The sequence below is a fragment of the Paenibacillus sp. HJGM_3 genome, from assembly GCF_045062745.1.
Taxonomy (GTDB): Bacteria; Bacillota; Bacilli; order Paenibacillales; family NBRC-103111; genus Paenibacillus_AA.
The window spans coordinates 82,357-107,244 of record NZ_JBJGED010000015.1; the positions used below are offsets into that span (position 1 = coordinate 82,357).

Consider the following 24,888-nt stretch of genomic DNA (forward strand, 5'->3'; position numbering starts at 1 on the left):
CGGAACGTCGTTCAACCTAATAATAGTGGAATCGTTTTTTTGTTGTCAATTGTTTGTTCGGCATGCCAAAAAACTCTGGAACAGGAACGTCCCAGAGTTTCATCTCCATTGCCGTTATTCCGATGTCTAGGTCGGAGCGTCGCTCCCCTTCAGCCGGTCGTTCTTCGCCCGCACCGCCCGCATGAGCTCGACGTTCGCATCCCGTTCCTCGGCGAGCCCGATGAGCGCGCTGACGTCCTTCGGCAAGCACTTGCCTCCGTAGCCGCGGTTGTCCACATAGACGAACGTGTGGCTTCGGCCGATTCTAGGATCCTCGAGCCATACTTCCCGCAGCTCGTTGTAGTCGACCCCCACTGCCCCGGCGATATCGTAAAATTCGTTGCAAAACGTCACCTTCAGCGCCAGAAAGCAATTCTCCATATACTTGGCGAGCTCCGCCGTCCGCGCGTCCGTCTGCCGAATCCGCACTTCGGCGTTGTACACCCGCTGGAAGGCGCGAATGACCGGGGCCGTGTCCGCGGAGTCGCCGCCCAAGGTGATCCATGTTCGCGACTTCAGATCGGCAAACGGATGGTCCACCGTCTCGCCGTAATACTCCGGCTGGAATACGATGCGCTTGCCGGTCCGCCGCTTCTGCGCATCGGTGAATCCTACCGGCACCGTGGATCGCAGGACGATCACGGGCGCTTCCAGCCAATCGAGCACCGCTTCCACGATCGACGTATCGCAGGCGCCGTCCGGAAGTGCCGGCGTCGGCACGCAAATGAACGCCACATCGCAAGCATTGGCGGCTTCCCGGGTTCCTACCCGCAAAGGCTCGTCATACAAGACGGCGTCCGGGAACAGGGCGTGCATCGCTTTGCCGACGTGCCCGTATCCGATAATGGCAATGGCTTGTCTCATCGTTAGGCGCTCCTTCCTTCTACGCTTGCCGCGTTATTCTCCTGACGTTTCCGCTGCACGGCGAGCAGCACGAATACGAAGAAATAATACCCCCAGTAGAGCACGAACTCCTCGAGAGACGGATTTTGTGTGTAGCCGAGGAACGCTTTCATGAAAATACCCACTTGTCCGTTAATGAGCGGCTCGCGCCCGGTGTCGCGAATGTACTGGGTTTCGTCGATTGGATGCTCCGGCATGAACCCGGTGATGTTGTAGATTTCCCCGATCTCGCCCCCCGCGGTCCTGTAAAGGCTGCCCATGATGCCCAGATCCTGCATGATCCCGACCGCCTGCACGAACAGCCCCGCCGAGATGAGCATCAGGAAGACGCTTGTCACCCGGAAGAACGTCCGCAGCTTGATCTTCTTCGTGCCTTTGAAGAACAGGAGCCCTACGATGAGCGCCAGGATGAGACCGCCGAGCGCGCCCCAGCTCTGAAGCGCCTTCTGGATGTCGCCGCCCGTGATCGCCGCGAAGAAAAACACCGTCTCCACCCCTTCGCGCACGACGACGAGGAACGAATGGACGATCATGTTGATGGCGCCGCCGACGGTCAGGATGTGCGCGATCTGCTTCTGCACCTTGCCCTGCAGCTCGCCCGACTGCTTGCTCATGAATAGAATCATGTGGGTGAGTAAGCCCGAGGAGACGAGCATGATGCCGATCTTCAAATAATTCTGGCTGCCCATGGCGGCGAAGCCGGTGAGCATGATCTGGAACACAAGCGCCAGTCCGTAGCTCACGAGCAAGGCTAGGAACACGCCGACCCACACCCACTTGTTCCAGCGCGTCATCTCGATGCGGCTCAAGTAGGTCAGGATGACGCCGACGATCAGAATCGCCTCCAGCGCCTCGCGGAATGTAATGAGAAATGCTTGCAAATCCAACCTGGTCTCCGCCCTCTCCCCATAATGAGACACCTGCGCCGGGCGGCGCAGGTGTCAGTCTCTTATCGAAGAATGATGATTTCGCCGTTCTCGAAGAACACGCACTTCCCGAACAGTTCCGCTACTGCGCGGAGAGGGATGAACGCGCTGCCGTTCACGATCTCCATCGGCTGGTCGAGCTTCACATTCTCATTGATGATGCCGTCCTGCTCGATTCGATCGGAGCCGGGCACCAGTACGGTCTTCTTGCCGTCTTTTGTAATGACCACGGACTGGGTCGCATGAATCCACTCGACTTCCGCATCCGCTTGAATCGCTTGCGCAATCGGACGTACCGGGACGAGCGTACGGTTGCTCTTGAGACTGATGTACGGCGCGTTCTCGGCCGTATAGGCGGTGCCGTCGACTTGATAGGCGGTGTCCCCGATTTTCAGGCTCGTGCCGTCTTTGCCGACCAGGAACTTCAGCACTTCGAAGCTGGATTTATTCGCCGCCGCAAGATCCGCTTTGTCGACCGCTTCTACGAATTGATTCGTTACTTCCAGCGCCGCTTTATAGTTCTCCTTGCCCAGGAACACTTCCTGACCGACGAGGAACATGCTGCCCTCCGCCGCGTAGCCGCGCGCCCCTTGCAGGTCGCCTGCTTCCAGCTTCGTGAGCGCCTGTTTGACGTACTCGGATACTTTGCCGATATACGTGCGCTGCAGCTGATCCTGGATCGTCGTGAGGTTGATGTTGCTCGGATCCCCGGAGGCGAAAGCACCCTTCACCGCATTGGCGTCGGCTGCGCTGCCGCCTCTCAAGTATGTATAGACCGGCATGTAGAGGAAGTATCCTTCCGTGATCGCCGTCGGCTGATCGGCCGCAGGCTTCGTCGGAATGCTCTCCGCGTAAGTGAGCGTAGCGAGCGTGTAGACTTTGATGATCGTCTTATCCAGAATTTGACGGTGTACGTTGAAATCGTTGACATTGTTATCCTTAATGTCCTTCTGGATCTGCTCGATTGTCCCCTTCAGGATGGCAACCATATCGGTGCCATACTTCTTGTCGCGCTTGTCGACCGTGCTCTGCAGCGCACCCTCGTACACTTGAATCACTTTGTCAAAGGCCGCCGTCGCTCCGGCGATGTCGCCCTTCGTCAGCAGTGGACGCACTTGGTTGTTCATCTGGTCGCGGATGAAGAAGTAGAAGTACCATTGCAGCCCTTTATCGACCGCTTGCTGCGCTTGGCCGACCGTCAGGTCGCCCTTGATCGCGGCATCCAGCACGAGCAGCAGGTTTTCTTCAATCTTCGGGTCGTCCGCCTTGATCGTGGCGTCGATCCGCTTCACTTCGGCTTGGAACTTGTCTAGATACAGCTTCTTCACGTCGGCCAGTACCGTCTTCTCCGTGAACAGCGCTTTGATGTCGGCGAATGCTTTGACGCGGTCGGCTACCGTAGCGTCTTCCTTGATCTGGAATTTGCTCTCGGCTACGGCGATGGACGTGAACGTCGTGACGCTGGAAACGGCGAGCATCGTGCTAAGTACAAGTGCGGCTAAAGGTTTGCGCATGGGGGATTCTCCTTCTCCATCTGATATTTATAATATGATGCTGTTTAGATCCACTTCTTCTTGCGGGCGAGCCAGAAGCCTCCGCCGCCCAGGACGAGGACGGCCGCGATGACGCCGACGCTGACGAGCGGGTTCGTCTTGTCCGACCGCTCCATCGGCGCGTGAGCGGCTGCGCTCGTGGTCGCCGCGCCTCCGCCGGACGCGGCGGCGGTGTTCCCCGCGGCGGCCGGTGTCGCGGTCGCCGCCGCTGTGGCCGTCGCCGCCGGCGAGGCGGTCGCGGCCGGTGAAGCCGTCGCCGTCGGGGATCCGGACGGCGAGGCGCTTGGGCTGGCCGTCGGAGCTTCCGACGGCTGCGCGGTTGCGGCGGCCGGCGCTTGCGTGGCGGCCGCCGGAGCTTGTGTTGGCATCGGCGCGGCGCTAGCCGCCGGTGTCGTCTGCGGCACCGGAGGTGCCGGGGTTGGCGCCGGCGGAGCCGCTTGGGCGGCGGCCGGCTGGTACGGGAACAGCGGCTTCACCTTGCCGTAGATGAAGTCGACCTTCTCCTTGAACACCTCCGGTTGGACCGCTTTCTTCCCGACGCCGAACAGGCCGGGGTTGCCTAGCGCTTCGAGCGCCTCGTCGAACGCCTTCGTGATGTCCGACGTGTCGCCGCTCATGTAGGGGGCGAGCCTATCGAACGTCGCCTTTGCCTTGGCGAGCAGCAGCTTCGCTTCGGCGTATTCCTTGACGCCCTCGTAGGCATACTTGAACCGGCGGTCCAGATTCATGACGAGCACGGCTTTGAAGTTCGCTACGACGAGCTTGCTGTCCCTCGCCTTGAAGTTGCTGTCGAGCGTCACGGCGACTTCTTCGCCGAAGTGCGCTGCGATCTCGGACCGTCGCACCTTGTAAGCTTCTTCCGCGGCGGCCCAGCCGTTCGCCCCGCCCGCGAGGCTCGATTCCACGAGCTTGAACGTCTCGGCGACATCTTCCGTATTGGCATCGCCATACGAGTAGGCACCCGCCGTGGAAGGAATTATGTATAAAGCCGTTAGGACGACCAGCAGACCGGCCAAAAGCCTTTTTCTCATGTTTTCACCTCTTGGAAATGCTCCGTCTATGTCCTCACCCAACGGTAATGATAATCATTATCAAAGGGAATGTCAACCACATTTTTCCGTTCTGTCGGATAAATATTTGTTCAAGCCGCTACCGGATCCACTCATACAGTGCGATATTCCCGTACACCGGCTCGAACCTCGGATCCGAATGGAACTCCGCTATTTTCCGCACATGCTCTCCCACAGACTTGCCTTCCTGCTCGAAGCCCTTCAGCACATGATCCGTGAGCAGCACGGTCCGATGCGGGTCGGCGTTCGCCAACGCTTGGAAATAGCCGAAGGTGTAGATGCGCCTGTGCTCGTACGTCGCTCCGACGTACTGGAGCAAGCGGGTCTCTTCCCACGTGAACAAAATCAGCGGCTGCTGCATGGCGTCGACATAGCGGTGAAGCTGGTACACGGCCGGCTCCTCGACGGCTTGGCGTTTCTGAAGCGGCGCCCCGTACAGCCATTGTGCGGCGATCAGGACTGCGAGCGCGGCGTAGAGGGCGGCGGCCAGCTTCTGGGTGCGGCCGTGCGAGATCGCTTGCGCCGTCCGAACGGTGAAGACGTGAACGGCGAGCAGGATTGGCGCTACGACCGGGACGATGTGGCGGGGCTTCTCGATGTTTTGGCCGAGCAGCGCCCAGAGCCCGTACAACAAGACGCTGGCGGCCAGCCAGATCCAGTAGTGACGGTTGATCTGGTGGCTTTGGCCTTCATGGGCGCTTGGTGATGGTTCTGCTCCGCGTGCGCCGGATCCCGATCGTTTCGTTAACACAGCGCCGATCAGGAGTGCGAGCAAGCATACGAACAGGCACCCGACCCATACGGAGCCGCACAGAAGCGCCGACCCCGCCAGATTGTGTGCGAACAGGCGGATGATCCGCTCGTGAAGCGACATCGGGATGGAGACGACGCCCCCTCCCCATTCGGAGAAATGGCCCTCGACGAATGCCATGGCCAGCTTCCAGAAGCCGAACAGCGTCCCTTCGGACAAGACTAGTCCTGCGACCCAGACGAGCTGGAGCAGCATCGCCATTGCGAGGGACAGCAGGAGCTTCCAGCCTCTGTGCGACCTCTTCCGGTTGCGTTGCCACAGGCCGAGCCAGAGCGGCAGCAGAAGAAGGCCGAAGGGGAAGAACGACAGTCTAATGCCCATCAGCCCGCTGAACAGGAAGAGCGGCCAGAAGTGGCGGCGCAGCGACTCCGGCCGGTCCATCGCACGCCGCACGCTCCACAGGAACCACCACAGCGCGGCTAGCCCGGCGGCCTCGGACATCGGGCGGGACGCCATGAGCCAGACGTAGGGGCTCGTCAGGACGAGCGCCGGCAGCAGCAGGCTGGCCGCGGCGCCGCCCTCGCTCTGCGTAAGGCGTCTCGCCAGCAGCGCCATGGGCACGGCCGCGCTCAGCCCGGCGACCGTATTGAAGACGGAGAGCGCCTGCGCGGGATTCGCGATCCCCTGGTGCGCCAGCCACCCGCCGAGGATGAAGTACGGGTACCCCGGAAAATGCGGCTGCATCGCCAGCAAGTCGTACCGATCCAGCGCCAGGACGAAATCGACTTCGTCCCAAGTACGCGGCATCGGGCTGGCGTAATAGAGGCTGATCGCAGCGGCGGACAGGATGACCGCCAGCGCGAATAGGACCGTGACTAGTGCCACGATCCTGGCATATCGATGTTTATTCGGGCTGGAGTTCTCCTCGAGTGCAACACTCATTGCCGGCGTCTCCTCACTGGGCTTCGCATTTCGCGGTACATCGCCGGCAGCACCGACGTCACGTATTGCTTGAATTTGATGAACGACTGGCCTCTGGTCCGCACTTGGTAAGAGATCGGGATCTCCTCCAGCCGGAACCCTTGACGAATGAGATTCAGCGTCAGCACCTGCGCGTAGTTATAGTCGTGAATGATGCGGGCATGCTCCATCGCTTCCCGTGAGAAGCCCCGCATCCCCGATTGCCCGTCGTAGATCCATCTGCGCAGCAGCAGCATCTGCAGCAGCGTGAAGACGTAGTTGCCCAACCTTCGGTGGAGCTTCATCCCCTGGATGCGGCCTTTGAACCGCGAGCCGAACGTATAGTCCGCCCGGCCCTCCACGATGGGCCGCACCACGTCGGGGATCTGCTCCGGGGGATACTCGTTGTCGGCGTCGATCATGAGGCCGATCGAGGCGCCGAGCACGACGCCTTGCCTCAGCCCCTCGCGTACCGCGGCGCCAAGCCCCCGGTTGCGCGGGAAGGAGACGATATGGTCGGCCCCCGCCTCCCGGGAAGCCTCTACCGTGCCATCGGTGGAGCCGTCGTCGACGACGAGCACCTCCACAGTGTAATCTGGGTGGAAGTGCCGCGGGATGCGGGCGATCACCTCAGCGATGTTCGCCTCCTCGTTATGGGCTGGCAGGAAGACGAGGATGGTCGGCTTGTTCGTGATCTCATTTTTCATTCCGAAGCGCCTCCGTCAAGACCGGTCCCCGGCTATGACTCGGGAAAGGCGCCCCAAGCAAATAGGCGAGCGTAGGGGCCATCGAAACAAGCGAATGCTTGTCGTCGACGCGGTGCCCGCGGCGGATCGTCGGACCGTGCAGGAAGAACGGAACGTACCGCTCCCCTTCGTCCAGGTGGCCGTGCCCCCCGATGCCGTCGGCTTGACCGTGGTCCGCGCAGATGATGAGCGTCGTGTTCTGCATCATCCCCCGCTCTTCCAGCCAGCCGACGAATTCCTCGATGAGCCGGTCCGCCTCCGCGATTTTTTTCGTATAGTCGTCATACAGCACGCCCCTGCTGTGCCCGGTCTGATCGACCCCGATCAGCTGCGCCACGAGCAAGTCCGGGTTCTGCTCGTCCATGATGCGCTTCGCCCGTTCGATGATGTTGCGGTCGGCCACGTCGTTATGCATCACGGCCGTCACACTCTCCACGTCGTCCCCCATGGAATCGATTAAGTGGGCGATGCCGAGCAGCCGGCCTTTGCGTCCCACCTTCCGCAGGGCGTCGAAGATGCTCTCCACGCGGATGCCGAGCCGCCACACCATGTTGGAGCGGATGCCGTGCTCGCGCGGATAAGTTCCCGTGAACATCGACGAGAAGCAGACGACCGTCCGGGCGGGATACACCGTCTCCATTTGCGTGTACTCCGTGCCTTCGGCCCTAAGCTTTTTCATGAATGGAGCATCCGCTTCCTCGAACCGTTCCTTGCGCATCCCGTCGACGACGATGACGATCACTTTGTCGTTCACCCGCTCGAGCGGACGCCCCTGGAACGTGTCCCGCGTGTAAGTCTCGATCTCCGCCGGCTTCCAGTCGAACAAATAGCGGTGCAGGATGAAGCTCAGGACCAGCACGCCTGCCGCGAACCCCCACCCGGTCCACAGGTCTGGCGTCTGATCCGCCCGGAACAGCGTATAGTAGTGGTCCCACACGTACAGCAGCAGCAGGAACTTCGGCATTTGCTCTTGCGCGTTGCCGCTTGTGGAGTCGCTGTTTTTGAGCACCAGCTTCCAGAACCGGGTGAAATTCCACCAGGACGTGCCGATCCGCAGGTGGTAGTAAAACGTGCCCCAGAAGTAGACGGTGAAAAAATAAAACAGTCCGAGCGCAACGAACGACAGCCCCAAGTCCGGGCGCTCCCAGATCAGCAGCGCGGCCACGAGCGGCAGCCACAAGTAATTGCGCAGGAACAGCGGAAAGTCATAAATGTAGTACAACACGAACAGAGGCAGCGTCACGAGCAGCCCTACACCCGCCGAGCTCCAGAACTCGCCCTGACTCCAAACGCCGGCATGATATAGAACGAACACCCCCACCGTGAAAATGGGCGTAAACGGCTTGCCCTCGTTCAGCATGTTCCAGCAGCGGGCGGCGACGATTTCAAATGCGGAGGCTTTTTTCATCCTTTAAAATCCTTCCTCGATATGTACTGGGATACGTCCCGTATGCGAATCGGCAGCCGAAGCAGGGCATATGCGCCTGCGGCATAGGCGAATGCGAACTTGAACGTGTGCGACAGCAGCGCCGCCCGGTAAGCAAGCGGCCCCTCTATGCCGAGCAGGTAGAGCGAGCCGCTCATGGTGCTCTCGTACGTGCCGATCCCACCGGGAGTCACGTGAAAAATTTGCCCCGCGATCGTCATGCTGTTCGCCCAGATGAGTGGCGCGCCTCCAAGCGGGATCGCCAGAATGCGGGCAACGCCGTAGATGACGCCGGCCTCCAGCAGCCAGCTCAGGGCGACCAAGGCGAAGATGGCCACTCCGCGGGCGGACATCATTCGGGTGCGAAAATAGTCCGAGTGCTTGCGGACGAATGGCAGGCGGCTGAGCCAAGGCAGGAACCGGGCGACCGCGACGAGCGCGAGGAGCCCTGCGAGGGCGGCGAATCCCCACCAGGATGTGGGCAGTCCGAGCAAGATGATGCCAGTCCCGCCGATTAGGCCGAGCACGGCCATGTCGAGCAGCCGCATGATGCCGACCGAGTGGAGCGCTTCGTCCCACCGCTGGCCGGCCTGCTTCATTAAGACGCCCGCCCGCACCGCATCGCCTGCTTTGATCGGCAGCAGGTGGTTCACGAGCAGGCTGTACAGGATCGCGTGCACATACACGCGGAACGGCGCTTGCGACGGGGCATAGAGACGCCATGCGCTGGCTTTGAGCGCGAACGACAGGCCGTAGACGGCCAACATGAGCGCCAGCCATCTGGGCTGCGCGGCCAGCGTGCGCAGATCGGCCCACCACTCGCCCGCATCGAACCAGCGCCATGTTATATATATCGAACCCAACACGAGCAGCAGCGCGACTAGGCGGATCCATTTGGTTAGCAGGGTGGTCATAAGTTGGGCGTAAACCTCTGAATCTGGGATTGACATGGGATAGATAGGATATGACGGTCATTTACAACTACTGCCGGTGTTATATCTATGACCTCGATAACCCAAGCTCATTGATAATGATTCTCAGAGACAGTATAGGGGGAACCTCAGGGGCGCGTCAATATGCAAAATTGTGTATGGAGATCCAGATGTGAACTTTGGGGCGCGGAAATGGGGGGTGGCGCTGCAGTAGATTAGAAAAGTTACCTTGGAGCGCGGAATTGGCGGTTGAAGCTGCAGTAGAGTAAAAAAGGTACCTTGGAGCACAGAAACGGGCGGTCGGCGCTGCTGTAGAGTAACAAAGTTACCTTGGAGTACAGAATCAGTCGGTCGGCGCTACTGTAGAGTAACAAAGTTACCTTGCAGCACAGAATCAGTCGGTCGGCGCTGCTGTAGAGTAAAAAAGTTACCTTGGAGAGCGGGATCGAGCGGTCAGCACTGCCATAGCCGGGATCGGGTGCCCGGACCAGCCGAACTCCAGCCAACCCGACTCCCTCCCCTACCCAACACTCCCGCCAAGCCGACCCTCGCCCCGCCCCAACCCAACACCCCCTCCTACCCGCCGCTGCTCTCCCGCCGAGCAACGCCGCCACCAGAAGCAGCAGGGCCGGCCCCGTGCGTCTCGCGGTAATTTTTACGATACTGCCCGGGCGACACCCCCACCGTCTTAGTGAAGATGCGGGTGAAGTTGTGCACGGTCGTGTACCGCAATCGCTCGGTCATCTCCTTGATCGGCATCTCCGTGTGCAACAGCCATTCCTTGGCTTTGCTGATCCGATACTGAATGAGGTACTGGCTGAAATTCGTGTCCAGCTCCTCCTTGAACGCCCGCCCGATCTGCCCGGTCGACGCCTGGAAGTGATCCGCCACGCCCTGCAGCGACAAATCCTGGTCGTAGTGCTCCTCGATGTACGCCAACACCTGCTGCAGGAGCCGCTTCGGCTTGCCCACCTGCAGAGTGTCAAGCTTGTCCCGGATGGAGCGGAGCACCGTCTCCTTCAACCAGCGCTCCACGTCCTCCAGCGAGGTATGGGCATAGAGCGACTGATACAAGTCAAAGTCGAAAAAATCATTCGGCTCATACCCGAGCTCATGCAGGAACCCGGCGATCTCGCCGATCAAATAAGCGAACAGGGCTAGGGCGGTCTCCTTGTTCGGTACCGACCGGGGCACGAGCTGCATGAACGCGGAGAGACGCGCCTCCGCCTGGTCGAAATCCCCCTGCATGATGCTATGCAGGATCTGCTTTTGCGATTCGAGCAGCGGTTGGCTGGAGGACCTCACCGAGGATGCCAAGTTATCGCGAGAAATCGTCACGTTCGAGCCGAGCAGCATCCGGTACCCGATGAGCGACACCGCCTCCTGGTAGCTGTCGATAAGCCCCTTGTAATCCCGGCCGGGCCCGCTGACCGACACCGAGACCGAGAATGGGAAGTACTGCTGCACCTTGGTCCGAATCTCGTCGCCAATAGCGCGCACGGAAGCGTCCGTCCCCTCGCCGACGCTCTCCATCCCGATCATAAGCGCGAACTGCCCGGAACGCGGGCTGACCGTGATGCTGGAGTACTGGTCCGCGCTAATCTCCTCGATCGCTTTGCTAAGCGCATACACGATGAGCGAGCGGTCTTTCTCCCGGTACATTTGCTGAAACTGGGCGATCCGGTCAACTTCGACGATGCAGACGTAGAACCAGATCCCCTCGAGCGGAAAGCCGTGATGCTCCATCTGGAGCCGGAACTCCTTATCCGACATATCGCCGCGCAAGAGCCGCAGGAACACGCTCTCCCGCCAATAGGGCAGCTGCTCCCCCAGACGCACCTGCAGCTGCTTGTTGGCCGCGATCATCTGGCGCATCGTCTCGTCCAGCGTCTGAATCGCATCGCTGCGTCCGGACGGTTGGGGAGTGAAAATCGACAACAGCCGCTGGATCGGATCGTACAGCTTATTCGAGCCCGCATAGGCCAGCACGATCCAGACCGCCGACAGCAACGCGACCATCCCGAGCGTGACCTTCTCGATCTTGTTCAATTGCCGGTTCAGCTCGGCGGTCGGCGTCATCGTTACATATGTCCAGTTCGTCACGGTCGAGCGCAGCGCCGACAAGCTATATTCCTTGTCCTCGAACCGGATCTGCTGCGCTTCACCCTGGTGTGACCAGTACTCGTACAGCTTCACCGAGGCGGCCAGATCGGCTTCCGCCGCATTCGCGTTGCTGCCGGCCACCACTTTGCCTTTCTCGTCAAAAATAAATAAGATTTTCTCCCCGATATTCAGCTGCTTCAGAAAGGCGGTCAAATTGCTCGTGTTCACATGCAGGATGAGCGTGCCGATGCCCGGGATGCTCGTGACCGGAATCGGCCGGACGATCAGAATCTCGTCCTGATTCGCGTAAGTATTCGGCGAGATGACGACGAAGCCGTTATACTTGAGCGAACTGTTCTGCACGACGTCGCGGTATGGGAACGCACTGAGATCGATGTACCCGTAGCGGTTGGAATACACCTTGTCGAACCGGCTGAGGACGACGGATACGTCGAACGCGATGTCGGACAAGCTGCGGTACTTTTGAAGCGTATCCATCATGTCCAGCGACTCCGTCAAGTAACGATCGGTGGAGACCCCGATCCGTGCAGCCTGTTCCACCGAAGGACTGGAAGCGATTTCGAGAGAGGATTTGCCTAAGCTTTGCAGGAAAGCATCGACATGCTGCTCGATCTGCGACAGAATCATCTGGTGGTTGCGGTCGACTTCCTCTTTGACGCTGCTGGACACGGTGTAGTAGGAGAACAGACCGAAGAGAGGGATCGGCGCGATGCTGAGCAGCACGATGACGGCGAGCATTTTCCGCTTGAAGGTCCATTTGGATAATATGCCGCGCAAGTAGTTCATGTCCCGTCCCCCTTCAATCAGCGATGACTTCGAGTACATCTCATATACATGTATAGTACATTCTTGCACCGTTCCGGGAAGCTGTCAATGGCGAGTCCAGCAGAGAGACACAGGTAATGATAATTGATCCTATACTAAGAAAAAACACCTCTGCCGATGGTAGGGGAGGTGGGGAGGTGGGGAGGTGGGGAGGAGTAGGTGTCAGAGTGTGCTATTTTTTTACTTTGAGTTCACCGTTCTCGAATTCGCCTTACCAAAACACGAGGGTTAGTCGCATTGTGGTATATGATTTCAAGCAATATTTTAGAAAAAAGAAACCACATTCGAGTGTTGTGGTTTATCTATTGTTTGTTCTATTTAGCACAGCAATGTAGTTATCAACGTAGACAAGTTCTCCAGAAGATTTCATTTGACGCGAAACATTAAAAACTAAACTTGGATTGTTTATCGGATGAACAGTAACTATGTAATCTTGGTTTTTGAAGCTAAAATCAACACTAACTACTTTAACGTTAATATTATATTCATTTTGCACATATTCAACTGCTCCTTTCTTTTCTCTAACCTTACCCCAAATTGTTCCGTTGAAGACTGTGTAAATATAGCATGCAAAAAATAGTATTAATAGGGTGCAAATAATAAGAATTATTTTCCTCATATTTACTCCTTTCGGCATACTAGGACGCGTATACAGAATTAAGATAGAAGACAGTGTTCTCAAGTATAAACACTTCCTTCATAAAATCATATCCTAATCCGGGGTAGCCGAACAGATTATCCGGTCCCGGCCAGTTCACGTCGAATTTCATCGCATCGGTAGGGATACCGAATTCGTCGTAGTGGTATCGCGAGACACCCGTCCATCCTACTCGATCAGGCCGAGCGCGCTGCCGAGCACGTCGTTCAGGTAAAACTCTTTTCCATAACCAGGTTTTTTCGAAAAATGATCGTACATACTCGTGGAGTGGCTTGCTGAATCACAAGAACCATCATGAGAATATGTTTTACCATTTATTTTGGCTCTGCAACATTACCGTTACCATTACCATTCCGGTCGTGACGCGGTCGAACGCATAGGTCGCCCGAGTCTCTGCGCCGCTGGCATCCCGGTAATAACTCAGATTACTGTCCAGGTCGTAATCCGAACTGCTCCCGCTCGTTCAAGGCATTGACGCGTGCCTTCACCCAGTCTCTCGCATTATGGTGCACATACACATACCATCGTCGTCGCCATGTACAAATGTTGAGCATTTTTTCGTGTTGTATTTAGTGTGCAAGAGGGAAAAAGAAAACCGCAACACGAGGGTTAGTCGCATTGTGGTTATATCAATATTGCTATCTTCTTTTATATCGAACATAACCAACTATTACTAGAATAACCCCTATTATACAGGTACCAGTAGGGTAAATAAGTGGAAATAAAAGATTGGGCAGTACGTACGAAATATCCGATTTATAGCCTATAAAAGATGAAGATTGGGAAGACAGCTGTACTAATTTCACACCTAGTAAGTGCTCCCCTCGTTCTTCATACGAAAAGCCTTCCTCTTTAATTTGTTTGTCTTTATTCACATAAAACAGACGCCATTGTTGAGATTCTACGTCAACATCCCCTGTTAACCTTTGAACTATTACAATTTGCTCTTCGTTGTTCTTCTTATCCTTTATTTTTACAATATTTAGCCATGATAAAAATCGAGCATCCCTTATGTCATTTACAGGTAGCCATGCTTCTGTCGGGGATGATATTTCCTTACCGTTAATTTTAATTTTGATCTTCGTTATGTTTTTATTTATTTTACTATATGATGCCTTTGGAGCAGCAACCCCTGTATCCTCTGTCAAAACTTCAATACTGTTGCCTTCCCATTGAAATGGAGATGTTAGAACTTGATGCTGTTGAGTCTGCTTCCCCATCTGCCCCTCATTACGTATATTAATCAACTGCTCAATTTCATAATGAGAATCAATATACGTTTCCAATACAGATTCACGAAGCATTAAGAACAATGGATAAATCGAAAAAAAGAATAATATACTCCCAGTGACAATAAGGGTTATTCCTTGTCTAATTTTCAATTGCATTCACTCCTACATTAATTGGGAAAAGCTAAGAATTAATTTTCCCAGCTTTTCCCCAATTTCAAAAAACAGTTAATGATTTTTATTTCTCATACGTAAAACTGCCAGTAAATGTCCCTCTAGTAACTGCCAAATTAAAGAAAGGATTTATAGGAGCAGGAATAGCGCTATATTGATAAAGCGTATTGAAACTCCCACCATTGATACTAATATATCCCTCATAAGAGGGAAATTTATCTAACCTAACTGTAAATGAAACTTCACTTTTATTTCGTATTTGCACGTTTGTGGTATAGTCAAGCGGTGGTGAACCAAAAACTAACTCGTTTCTCTGAGAAGTAGTAGCTCCTATACTAGTGTAATTACTTCCTCCATCTTTATCCAGATTATATTCAGTCCAGTACATACCTTCGATACCATCACGTTTGGAATTTATTACAGTACCACTAGAATCAATTTCTTCTGTAATCGTATCATAATTAAATCCAACCACTGAATTATAATCGAGATTGACGACACCATATTGCAAAGTCTTACTGTTCAAATCATTTGGACCAAATTGTCTATCTTTTCCATTGCCCAAAAACTTCCTTCCAGTGATTGGGGCTTCCCCAGAATCAACAGGTAAAAATGTGTTCAGAGTAATAATTGCATAATTCGTTCCGCTATCCGCTACATATCGTAAATAGCTCGCAGTTGCATGTATTTGGGAGCGCATTTTTCTATCTGTATCGTTATCCAAATTAGAAGCATCCCACGCACTTGTTATAAATTGCAACTGGCTGTAAACAAATGGGTTACTCGTCCTGTACTTTTCATCACTATCTTGCATATGACCCGAAGGATCGATGTATCGTAACGGATTATTCGCTACATAAGTATACCCATTCTGACTCTGCGGATTCCACAGACTGCCCTTGTAGCTGTCCTCACTAATAAACCGCCCGATCTCGGGCTGGTAGTACCGTGCCCGGGCATAAATCAGGCCGCTGTAATAATCATAACCTAAACCAGTGTATCCGAAAAGGTTGTCCGGTCCTGGCCAATTGACGTCGAATTTCTTCGCATCAGTTGGGATACCGAACTCATCATAATGGTAGCGGGACGAGACTCGTCCGTCCTTCTCGATCAAACCTACCGCGCTGCCTAGAGCATCGTTTAAGTACCACAATGTTCTTGGCGCAACGCCCTTTTCAGCTCCCGCTGTACCGTCATGAGGATCCCATCCATTGTTGGCATCGTAGGCGGGAAGATACGTCATGCTGATCCGCTCTCCACCGGCTCCATACGTATACGTTTCTTTCCAGCGGTAGAAATCGTTAGCTCCGCTCAATTGTGCTTTGTCCGTTACTTGAAGCGGTTCGGGATTCGCTAGGCTGACATCATTGGTGTAGTTGAACTCCCAATGCTTCTTCTTGAACTGCTTCTCCCAGCCTTCGCGCGGTCCGCCCGGATGCATATCCGGATATGGCTCCTCGACTTGTCCACATTTCTTGGCCAGCCCGGGCGGGATAAAGCCAGGAGGTACTACATGGCATTTGGCATTTCCGTTTCCATTGCCATTGCCATTACCATTTCCGTTTCCATTGCCATTGCCATTTCCATTTCCATTGCCATTGCCGTTGCCGTTGCCGTTTCCATTGCCATTCCCATTTCCGTTGCCATTACCCTGGCCATTCCCATTGCTGTGATCCGTCGGACCATGGTCAACGTCCACAATCATCTTGGTTCGATTGCCATCTCCGTCATAGAAAAATTGCGAGATGTCTTTCTTCGCGCTGCGATGCTGCTTCAAGCGATTGGCTGAATCCCAAATGTATTCTTCCATCAGCTCTGGGGAAGAAGTAGTTGCAGTGCTCATTAATGTGTGATTCCCATACACGCCGCCAACAACTGTGCTTAGGTCGTAGACCCCACCCGTTACTGAATTCGATCCATTCACTTGGTTCAATACGGAATTGCCTAACATGCTTGTAACCGAGGCATCATCTAGGCCGTCAATGCCTATTACTTTTAACAGGTTGCCTCGCGGATCATACGTAAAGTCCTTGTAGTTGCTTCCGCTTTGCCAGTGCAGCAGCTTGTCTGCGGAGTCGTACGTATATTGTTCCACGTTAGACAGCGTGTCCCAAGTGCTCTGTTTCGTTAGACGATTGCCCACCGCATCATAGCTGTAGCTTGTCAATGCTGGCGTAGCGGCTGTTGTCTGATTGTATTGCTTCACTTGGGTTAATTGGTTAAGTGCATCATACGCGTATTCGGTAATCATCGATTCCGGATGGTCGCTGCTGTCCAGATCATCTTCGTCGTTGCCGTCTTCCAACCGTTCCATTCGCGAACGGTTGCCCACAGGATCATACGCATAACGCAGTTGTTCCACGACTTTACCGAATTGGTTCGCGTGACGCAGTTCCAACACTTGACCAAGTGCATCGTAGCTATAGGTGGTGATTCCTTCTGTAGGCAGATTCTTCTGAGTTAATAAGCCGCGCTTGTCGTAGGTGTAGCTTGTGGTTAACCCATTTGCATCCGTTACACTCGTCATCCGATCCAACAGGTCATACTGGTAAGTAACGGCTGTTTGATCCGGATACACGATTTTGCTGCGCTGCCCAGTAGGCGTCCATTCATAACCGATGGATTGGTTGGCTCCATTGGTTACTTGGGTAAGTCGATTCAACGCATCGTAGCCATACGATGTGGTTCCGGTTGAATCGATCATGGACGTACGTCGACCGACTGCATCGTACGCATAGTTGACCTTTTCCCCATCGGGATAGCCGATTTCCTTCAGTCGGTTCATCGGATCGTATTGGTAGGCCGTTTGCTTGTTATCTGGATATTGAATATGATCTACATTGCCATTGCTATCGTAGCTTAGCCGTGTAAGCTGATCGAGCGGATTTTTCTCTTTAACGAGTTGATTTCGGTTGTTGTACTCGTATCCCGTTTTCCGCATAAGTGCATCGGTTTTACTAGTAATATTCCCAACAGCATCATAAGTGTAGCTCGTTGTTGCATGCAAGGCATTGGTTACCGATGTTAGCCTTCCAAGCGGATCATAGTTATAGGCTGTCGTTTGTTGCTTGGCATCCGTAATACTTGTTAAACGTCCCAACGGATCATACGACATCGAGGTTACATGGTTCATCGCGTCTACAATAGATGTTACATAACCTAGTGCATTATAACTGTACTGTGTCGTTGCTCCGGACTCATCCTGAGATGTACGGACTCGGCCCAATTCATCCCGTTGTAAGGAGGTGGTATTACCGAGTGGGTCTTTGGTACTCGTCAATAATCCACGAGCATCGTACAACATTTCCCAAACAGCGCCGTTTGGTTGAATTGTTTTGGTTACACGTCCGGCTTTATCGTATTCAAGGGTCGTTGAGAAATTCAGCGCATCCGTTACTTTAATTAAACGCCCTACTGCATCATACCCATAGGAAGTGCCATAGCCTAATGCATTCCTTTCACGGGTTAAGCGGCCCACGTGATCATAAGTATAGGTGGTTATAGCACCGGAGGCATCCTTGACCTGATCAGGCAAATTCCGCTTATCGTAATGAATCTCCGTAATGCCGCCCTTAGGATCTTTGGTCCAGATCAGATTTCCATTACCGTCATACCTGAATTCCCTCACTATCGTAATGTCTTGACCTTGTTCATTCTTATCCTTGACGATCATGGTCTCCATACGATTTACATGATTGTAAACATATTCAGTCTCCGCTCCGTTCGCAGCGATTCGTTTCGTCAAGTTGCCAAGCTTGTCATACTCCAAATTTGTAGTCTTGCCCAGCGCATCCGTGATCGTGGCAACCCGGTTAAACTCGTAGCTGATTCGGGTCTCTGCACCTGTGGCATCTTTATGGTACGTCAAATTGCTGTCATGGTCGTATTGGAATTCCTCTCGCTGGAGAAGCGCGTCAACACGGGCCTTCACACGGTCACGAGCATCGTATTCCACCTTGCTCACTTGGCCGAGCGCATCGATCATGTCAGTGACACGGTGAAGGGAGTCGCGCTGCAGATGCTGCTTGTTCCCTTGTGCATCTATAATCCACTCTGCAAAACCATAGGAATCGTTTTGTAACGAAACGCGTTCCCCCATTGGGTTCGTAATGCTGGTTGGCACGCCTTGTCCATCCCGCTGAATAAGGCTTACTTCTCCTAACGCATTCGTTACTGTATCCAGGTTACCTTTACTGTCATAGCTCATAATCGTTTGGTTTCCGACCGCATCCGTTATCGTCTCGGGCTTGCTTAGATGGTTATATTCGATAACGGTCAAAGAATCATAAGGATCGATGATGTGGCGCAAGTTGCCTGATTCGTCGTATTCATATCTCCATGTGTTCCCGTTGCGGTCGATCTTGGAAGTCATGTTATCGTTAGCATCGTAGGTGAACCGCTCTATTATGCCATCCGCATAATGAATTGCCGTTTGCAGATATCTGTTGTTATATTCGTATACCGTTACAATGTTCCTGTCGTCTTTGGTAATGGTTTTCTTCTCTTCCGGTACATAGGTAAGCTCAGTCCATGCTCCATAGAAATCTCGCTGCTTAATAACGCGATCCTGATCGTCGTAAATATTGAGAAGAGTTGAGCTTTGATTCGGGTTATTAATCTCGGTCATTCGGTGCTGATCGTCATAAGTGAAGCGAATGGTAGCCGAATCCGGGAGCCGAATCGCGTTCAACTCATGCCGAACCTGATTGTATTCATACTCCACATACCGACCCGTATGATCGGTAATCCGTTGGATTTTGCTAGCATTCCCGTACGTAATCGACATGCTTGCACCAAGAGTACTTACGTTCGTTAACAGAGTTCCCTTATAGGTAAAATCGATCTTATTTCCATTTGTGTCCGTAATCCTGTATAGCAGGCCATCTTCCCTGAAGATATAACTCCATTTTTGTGGAGTTTCCATGCGGTAGGTACCATCGTTTAATTTCTCAAGCGTATTATACATACCTAGAGGAGTTATATATTTGCCATTGTCGCTTGGCACATAAGGATAACTGGCTCCATCGGGAGATGTGACATAAATGATCTCCTGATCCCGCTTTTCCAGCTTCCACTCAAACGAATGGTGCCAGCCGACGCCTAGCGCTCCATCATAGGTATCTCGGCTGTGATACGTTGCCGTAAAGTCTAGCGGCATGATGGCTTGCAGGCTCATGTTCGTATGGCTGAAGGCAAAGTCACCCGTTGCTAAGTTGATCGGATCGCCTTTTACCGGAATGGGCTTGCCGAATTTATACGCAATCTTCTCTAACAAATAGTTACTCGCATTATCTACTACATTACCTGAGCGTATGGGGTCGAATAAAAGGACGCTCCAAGTTTTCTGAATGTATTGCGGGCACGGCTGTTCACCCACACACGTTTCTATCTCAACTTGATTGGTTTCCGCTATTTCCTTTACTTTGGCATTCATCTCATTTATCTCATAGGCTTTGTAGTAATAGCCTGCCAGCGCTTCCCAAAGCACGCCATAGTCGGGAGCATAATATCGCAGTACCTTAATGTCATCGGAGAGGACGGATTTCTTTCCGTCATAGCCGCGAGTCACGTAGGCCTTAATAAAGGCAATTTGATAAGCGTTAAGCTCCAATTCCACAGACCATTTTCCAGTCATGTCCTGCGGGGTTTTGGTCGTTTTATCTGGGAAAGAGCTAAAGTAAGCGGCATCTACCGATTTCCCCTCCCAAAAATTCGGGTGCTCTGCCCAATAGCCAGTATTGTTGTCTCTAGCGAGTACTGGCGTCGTATAAGTCTTGGTCTCCAGCTTTGCTCCCAGTTGGCCGTTCTCATCGGCATAATAGTAGTCAACTTCAACGGTAACGACGTTTTCGGAATTGTTCGTGATATCCGGGTTCGCCAACTCCGCTATTCCGCTAACTATGTGTGTAACCTGGTCTACGTTCGGCTCCAAGGACATGTATTTGGGAGCTGGAGGGTTCGGATTGAAGATTTCAAAAGAACCTATTTGTCCGTAGTACACTTCGTTGCCTTCCTCATCTTCTGTAGGTGCATCGGTTGGCGTCACGCATAAATTATACGAACCTTCCGCCATAGGAGACCCGCCTGTATATCCATTCCACGTAACAACGTTGATAATAGGAGGTTGCCCCACTGGACTTGTCGGATAGCTTCCGCTTGCAATATGTTGCTTCATTTCCGGTGTTACTCCATTGGGCTCACAAACATTAATGGCTGTAGAGTGACTGGTCTGGCCTTTGTCTGGATCATCATAGGTGAACTTGATATCGGTCTGTCCCCCATAAACAGGACTAAACACATGAGGTTGAACCTCTAGTACTGTAGCAGCGTGCGCTTTGTCGATATGATCTCCTGGGTACAAGGGCAGTCCTGATAAAACCATTGCCATAATCAATAAGCAAGAAATAAGGGATTTCCTTTTAAAAGAGAGCCATTGTCTACTTTTATGTAAGATTCTCATAGCCTATTCGTTTCCCCTATCCTATAGTTTATTCGTCTGCATAAGAAGACGCATCATAACGGTTGCGGCCTGTGCCCGATTGCTAGAATCAACGGGATGAATGCCGAGTGAATCGCCTTCTACCAGCTTTTGTCGAGCGGCAATCGCCACATAAGGCTTCGCCCACTCACTGATGTCGCCCCTATCGGAAAAGGGCAAGATCATATCTGTATCAAGGATCTGCTGGGCTTCTTTCTCTAGGTTAAGCGCACGCACCAGCATAACCATCATCTGTTCACGAGTGATGGAGGCATCAGGATTAAAGTTTCTCCCGTCACCTTGAACCAGGCCCGCTTGATAGGCCGCTTCGACCCAGCCATAGCTCCAGTGGGAAGAATCCACATCTAAGAACGAAGATGAGTTTGGCTTCATTTCCTTAAGCCCTAGGGCTCCACCCAGCATCTTGGCGAACTGTGCCCGGGTTAGTGTGGATTCTGGCGCAAATAGCTCATCCGTCATACCATTCACAACCCAGCGGGAAGCAAGGATTTCGATCGCGTTCTGCGCCCAGTGACCCTGAATATCTTGGAAGCTTACATCATATAGGATGAGAGCGTATACGCCAGGTTTATGAACATCCATGGAGACTTGCTTAGCATCTACCTGTACTTTCCCACCTTCGTACACCCAAGCTCCTGTTGTTTCATCCCATCGGTAGATGCCCAGCTTCATTATTTTTTGCGGAAGCAGCTTCGAGGCATCAAAACGAATGGACAGTGCAAGCAGCTGATTCCCTTGCTCAAAGGAAAGCTTCCAAATCGAGCTGACTTGCTTCATTTGTGGCTGAAACGAACCACTCTTGACTGCGTCATCACCTGGTTCAACAGTAACGAGTGTCTCCTTCGTGTAGGTCCCTTTATTTATAACCAGATTGACCTCTTTGTCTGCTGTTTCCAATTCCCCACCGTCTGCTCCAACCATTCTCTGGACCTTCGTAGAATGCCCAGGTACATCATTGAGAGATCCAGAACCAGGATTATCTGTAGTCTCGGTGCGCACAATAGTTCGATATAAAAGTGTATCTCCCGGCCCCCGAATAACTGCGCTACCACCCACAAGAGAGTACAGCATATTGTCACTCGAGCCCGGGGCAATTTGAAAGGTTTCCGCTTTGGGAAGGTAAGCACCCTTAATGGCAGGCAGCCCGTTCTGATCTTCTATCCAAGCGGCATATGTGTCACTGATTTGAATACCCATGTATTCGACCGTGTTTGGTTTTAACGGCATTAAGTCTCTCGGACCATCCGCTAGATTGTTAATGTCCATCATTACGTATTTATGTTGATATCCTACGTTATGTCTCCACACCGCAAAGGAGCCGTTGAAATTGAGCCAGCCGGTAGAGTTGTCACTTTGTAAATCAACTACTTTCTCCGTCTGCCCGGTTGCAATAGTAAAAAGGCTTAGCCCTTCGTTGTGAGAATTCACAAAAACAACCTTGCCTTTCGCAACAACAGGATTTCTGCCCTTGCCGATCGCTTGTGCCTGTTGGGAGACACTATCATACAGGAACATCCCGAGATTGAGCGGATTATACCATACGACATGCTGGCCATCCGTTCTCGGAGAGGAGTAGGCCCCTGAGATCGCGTTCAGCTTTCGAGTATCGCCTGTTGAGATGTCGTAACCGTAGATATCCCAAAACATGCCACCGGCAAACTGCTCCCACACAACGAGCGATCCGCCAATGGACGGATTACGCTTGGCTTGGTTTGAATAGGTAATAGCGGTAACGGTATTCGTTATTAAATCTCTTACGAATAACTGTGTTCTTCCATCCGCATCGTCATCACCGTAAATCATGTAACTTCCTGATATGCCAATGTCCGACCCAGCAACCGGGGTAGGGGTTGTCATATCCTGGTTGGAGAAGCTTACGGCGGCATTGGTGCCCGGTAGCGGTAGAAGGATCCATAACAACACCCCTAATAGTCCAGCAGCTATCTTTCTTTTTGAAAATAATTGTCTCAAATGCTTGATGCTCATATCCATAACACTCCTTTTTTCTTTGCAAAATAAAAAATCAAGCTCTAAAGAGCAACCCGGCTATCCTCCCATGAGATGTGACTCATGGCTTTCATCAATGACCCTGAGTGCTCTAAGGCGATCAACCCGATTACCGCCAACATCGTTAGAAGGATGACCCTTCCTATTCGCTGCAGCCCTTGTTTGGTTTGTTGCATCCTTCTCTCTCCTCTTTCCGATCGTTTTTGGACAGCAAAAAACCAAGCTCCTAAGAGCAACCCGGCTATCGTGATCGGAAATGTGTGACCGATGGTAGACCCGTGGCTTTGCGCCCCCGACTTTCGTACGAGTTTGCCTTTATTCATAGACTTGGTTTTGCGTCTTCGGAATCATTAACAAACATGTATCTAATAGTTCAAAAGAAGTGTAATCTACTACATATTGCCATAACTTACGCAAAGTTTCTGTGAAATTCGACACATTCTGCTAAAAAACAAAAAAAAGCCCCAGCCGCTATCTATAAGCGACCAGAGCTTCTTAGCCATTTTATTGTTGGGTATTACCTTACTTCGTATCGTCGTCCTCATCATCGTCCTCATCCGACTGACCGGCCTGCAAGCGGCTCAAATATTCCGCCGTCGCCCGATCCCGCTCCCGGCCCTTTTCCTTCAGCCGTTCGATGGCGGGTTGGATGAGAAGGTCGACTTCCTTTTGCACGGTGTAAGACAGATCGTATCGGGTTTGACTCTCGAGGAACGACCCTACCTCCATCAAGGCGTTGTAGCGGTCGAGCTCTTCTCGGGTCAATAATCCGCGAACCTGCACGCTGCAATGTCTCACGGCATTCGCCTCCTACTCTCGGTTAGGCGCAGGAACTTCCATCAGAACTTGCCTTTGCGCAGCACGAGCGGAATGCCGCCGATGGTGTACAGGTAGCGCATGTCGATGAGTTTCTTCATGATCGCCGCGGTACCGCCCTTCAGCTTGCGGCTGCCGACGACACCGATCGCTTCGCCCTTGCCGAGGGAAGCCACGGTGCCTTTGATCGAAGGCTTGAACTCCTTGAGCGGCTGGTTGCGGATCGCAGCGACCAGGTTGCTAGCGGTGGCGATGCCTTGCTGCATGGCGATTTGGGCCGTTGGCGGGAATGGGCGGCCTTGATCATTGAAGATCAGGGAGCAGTCGCCGATGATGAACACATTCTCGTGGCCCGGCGCGCGCAGATACGCGTCTACCTTCACACGGCCGCGCATCGCTTCGAATCCGGCTTGCTCGACGAGCCGGTTGCCGCGGATGCCGCCAGTCCAGATGACCGTCGAAGCCTTGATCACTTCGCCGTCAGCGAGCAGGACGCCATCCGGCGTGCATTCCTTGATCGCCGTGGCTATTTTGAACGTAACGCCTTTATTGGTGAGCACCTGCATCGCATATTCGACCAGCTCCGGATCGAAGCCGGGCAACGCGGTTGGGGCCGCTTCAATATTGTAGATCTTGACAAGCGCGGGATCGACGTCGAATTCCTTGCACAGCTCTGGAATGCGGTCCGCCAGCTCGCCGATGAATTCGATGCCGGTGAACCCGGCCCCGCCTACGACGAACGTCAAATAATCTTTGCGATCCGGCTCGCGCTTGAACTTGGCGAATTGGTATTCGATATGCTCGCGGATCAAGCGAACGCTGTTAATGCTGCGGATATTCATCGCGTATTCGGACAGCCCCGGAATACCGAACGTCTCCGATTCGCCGCCCAGCCCGATCACCAAGTAATCGTACGACAGCGTGCCATCCTCCAAGACAACCTTTCTCTCTTGCGGCTTAATCTGGACGACCGTCGACTTCACAAAATCGATCTTGAATTCGTCGATCAGCTTAGAGATGCTGACACGCGCGTTCTCGGGATTGTCCGTCCCGGCTGCGGGCATGTGCAGATGCGTCGTAATGTAGTGGTAATCGTGCTTATTGACCAGCGTGACGTTGGCTTCGTTGTAATTCAGTTCCTTCTGCAACCGCAGTGCAGTCAGCACTCCACCATAGCCGGCTCCCAATATGACGATTCTTGGCACTGTACTCATTTTGGATCCCTTCCATTTCCGTATCCGTAGTAGTTG

General features: G+C 53.2%; 15 protein-coding genes and 1 riboswitch. All 15 genes read right to left on the reverse strand.

The window, feature by feature from the left end; all coding sequences use genetic code 11:
* Positions 1 to 126: 126 nt before the first annotated feature.
* Complete coding sequence (locus ACI5FR_RS17475; RefSeq protein WP_405456551.1) at positions 127 to 903, reverse strand: Rossmann-fold NAD(P)-binding domain-containing protein; 777 nt, start codon at positions 901 to 903, stop codon at positions 127 to 129.
* 2 nt (positions 904 to 905) lie between these two features.
* Positions 906 to 1,829, reverse strand: coding sequence for an FTR1 family iron permease (locus ACI5FR_RS17480; RefSeq protein WP_405456553.1), 924 nt, complete (start codon positions 1,827 to 1,829; stop codon positions 906 to 908).
* A 62-nt stretch (positions 1,830 to 1,891) separates the two neighbouring features.
* Positions 1,892 to 3,382: a copper amine oxidase N-terminal domain-containing protein gene (locus ACI5FR_RS17485; RefSeq protein WP_405456554.1), complete on the reverse strand. Its 1,491-nt coding sequence runs from the start codon at positions 3,380 to 3,382 to the stop codon at positions 1,892 to 1,894.
* 44 nt (positions 3,383 to 3,426) lie between these two features.
* Positions 3,427 to 4,452, reverse strand: coding sequence for a hypothetical protein (locus ACI5FR_RS17490; RefSeq protein ID WP_405456556.1), 1,026 nt, complete (start codon positions 4,450 to 4,452; stop codon positions 3,427 to 3,429).
* A 118-nt stretch (positions 4,453 to 4,570) separates the two neighbouring features.
* Positions 4,571 to 6,184, reverse strand: coding sequence for a nucleoporin-interacting protein (locus ACI5FR_RS17495; protein WP_405456558.1), 1,614 nt, complete (start codon positions 6,182 to 6,184; stop codon positions 4,571 to 4,573).
* Positions 6,181 to 6,909 (reverse strand): glycosyltransferase family 2 protein, encoded by a 729-nt coding sequence (locus tag ACI5FR_RS17500; RefSeq protein WP_405456559.1) that lies wholly within the window; start codon positions 6,907 to 6,909, stop codon positions 6,181 to 6,183. The genes ACI5FR_RS17495 and ACI5FR_RS17500 overlap by 4 nt, the downstream gene beginning before the upstream one ends.
* Positions 6,899 to 8,356, reverse strand: coding sequence for an alkaline phosphatase family protein (locus ACI5FR_RS17505; RefSeq protein WP_405456560.1), 1,458 nt, complete (start codon positions 8,354 to 8,356; stop codon positions 6,899 to 6,901). Before ACI5FR_RS17505 ends, ACI5FR_RS17500 begins: the two co-directional genes overlap by 11 nt.
* Positions 8,353 to 9,288 carry a lysylphosphatidylglycerol synthase transmembrane domain-containing protein gene (locus ACI5FR_RS17510; protein ID WP_405456562.1) on the reverse strand — a complete coding sequence of 312 codons (936 nt, stop codon included), beginning with the start codon at positions 9,286 to 9,288 and terminating at the stop codon, positions 8,353 to 8,355. The genes ACI5FR_RS17505 and ACI5FR_RS17510 overlap by 4 nt, the downstream gene beginning before the upstream one ends.
* A 594-nt stretch (positions 9,289 to 9,882) precedes the next feature.
* Positions 9,883 to 12,216 (reverse strand): helix-turn-helix domain-containing protein, encoded by a 2,334-nt coding sequence (locus ACI5FR_RS17515; protein WP_405456564.1) that lies wholly within the window; start codon positions 12,214 to 12,216, stop codon positions 9,883 to 9,885.
* 337 nt (positions 12,217 to 12,553) lie between these two features.
* Positions 12,554 to 12,892 (reverse strand): YfjL-like protein, encoded by a 339-nt coding sequence (locus tag ACI5FR_RS33815; protein WP_483875162.1) that lies wholly within the window; start codon positions 12,890 to 12,892, stop codon positions 12,554 to 12,556.
* A gap of 659 nt (positions 12,893 to 13,551) precedes the next feature.
* Positions 13,552 to 14,295, reverse strand: a complete 744-nt coding sequence (locus ACI5FR_RS17520; protein WP_405456566.1) for a hypothetical protein — start codon at positions 14,293 to 14,295, stop codon at positions 13,552 to 13,554.
* 85 nt (positions 14,296 to 14,380) lie between these two features.
* A complete protein-coding gene (locus ACI5FR_RS17525) occupies positions 14,381 to 20,776 on the reverse strand; it encodes a DUF6531 domain-containing protein (RefSeq protein WP_405456568.1) in 6,396 nt (2,131 codons plus the stop codon).
* Between the two features lie 21 nt (positions 20,777 to 20,797).
* The gene (locus ACI5FR_RS17530) at positions 20,798 to 22,801 is read right to left on the reverse strand and encodes an S-layer homology domain-containing protein (protein WP_405456569.1); all 2,004 of its coding nucleotides are present in this window, start codon (positions 22,799 to 22,801) and stop codon (positions 20,798 to 20,800) included.
* Between the two features lie 249 nt (positions 22,802 to 23,050).
* Positions 23,051 to 23,146: riboswitch (cyclic di-GMP riboswitch) on the reverse strand.
* A gap of 198 nt (positions 23,147 to 23,344) precedes the next feature.
* Entirely contained in the window at positions 23,345 to 23,620 is a 276-nt protein-coding gene (locus ACI5FR_RS17535) for a hypothetical protein (protein ID WP_405456570.1), read from the reverse strand.
* A 41-nt stretch (positions 23,621 to 23,661) separates the two neighbouring features.
* On the reverse strand, positions 23,662 to 24,852 hold the full coding sequence (locus tag ACI5FR_RS17540) for an NAD(P)/FAD-dependent oxidoreductase (RefSeq protein WP_405456571.1): 1,191 nt from the start codon (positions 24,850 to 24,852) through the stop codon (positions 23,662 to 23,664).
* Positions 24,853 to 24,888: the final 36 nt, after the last annotated feature.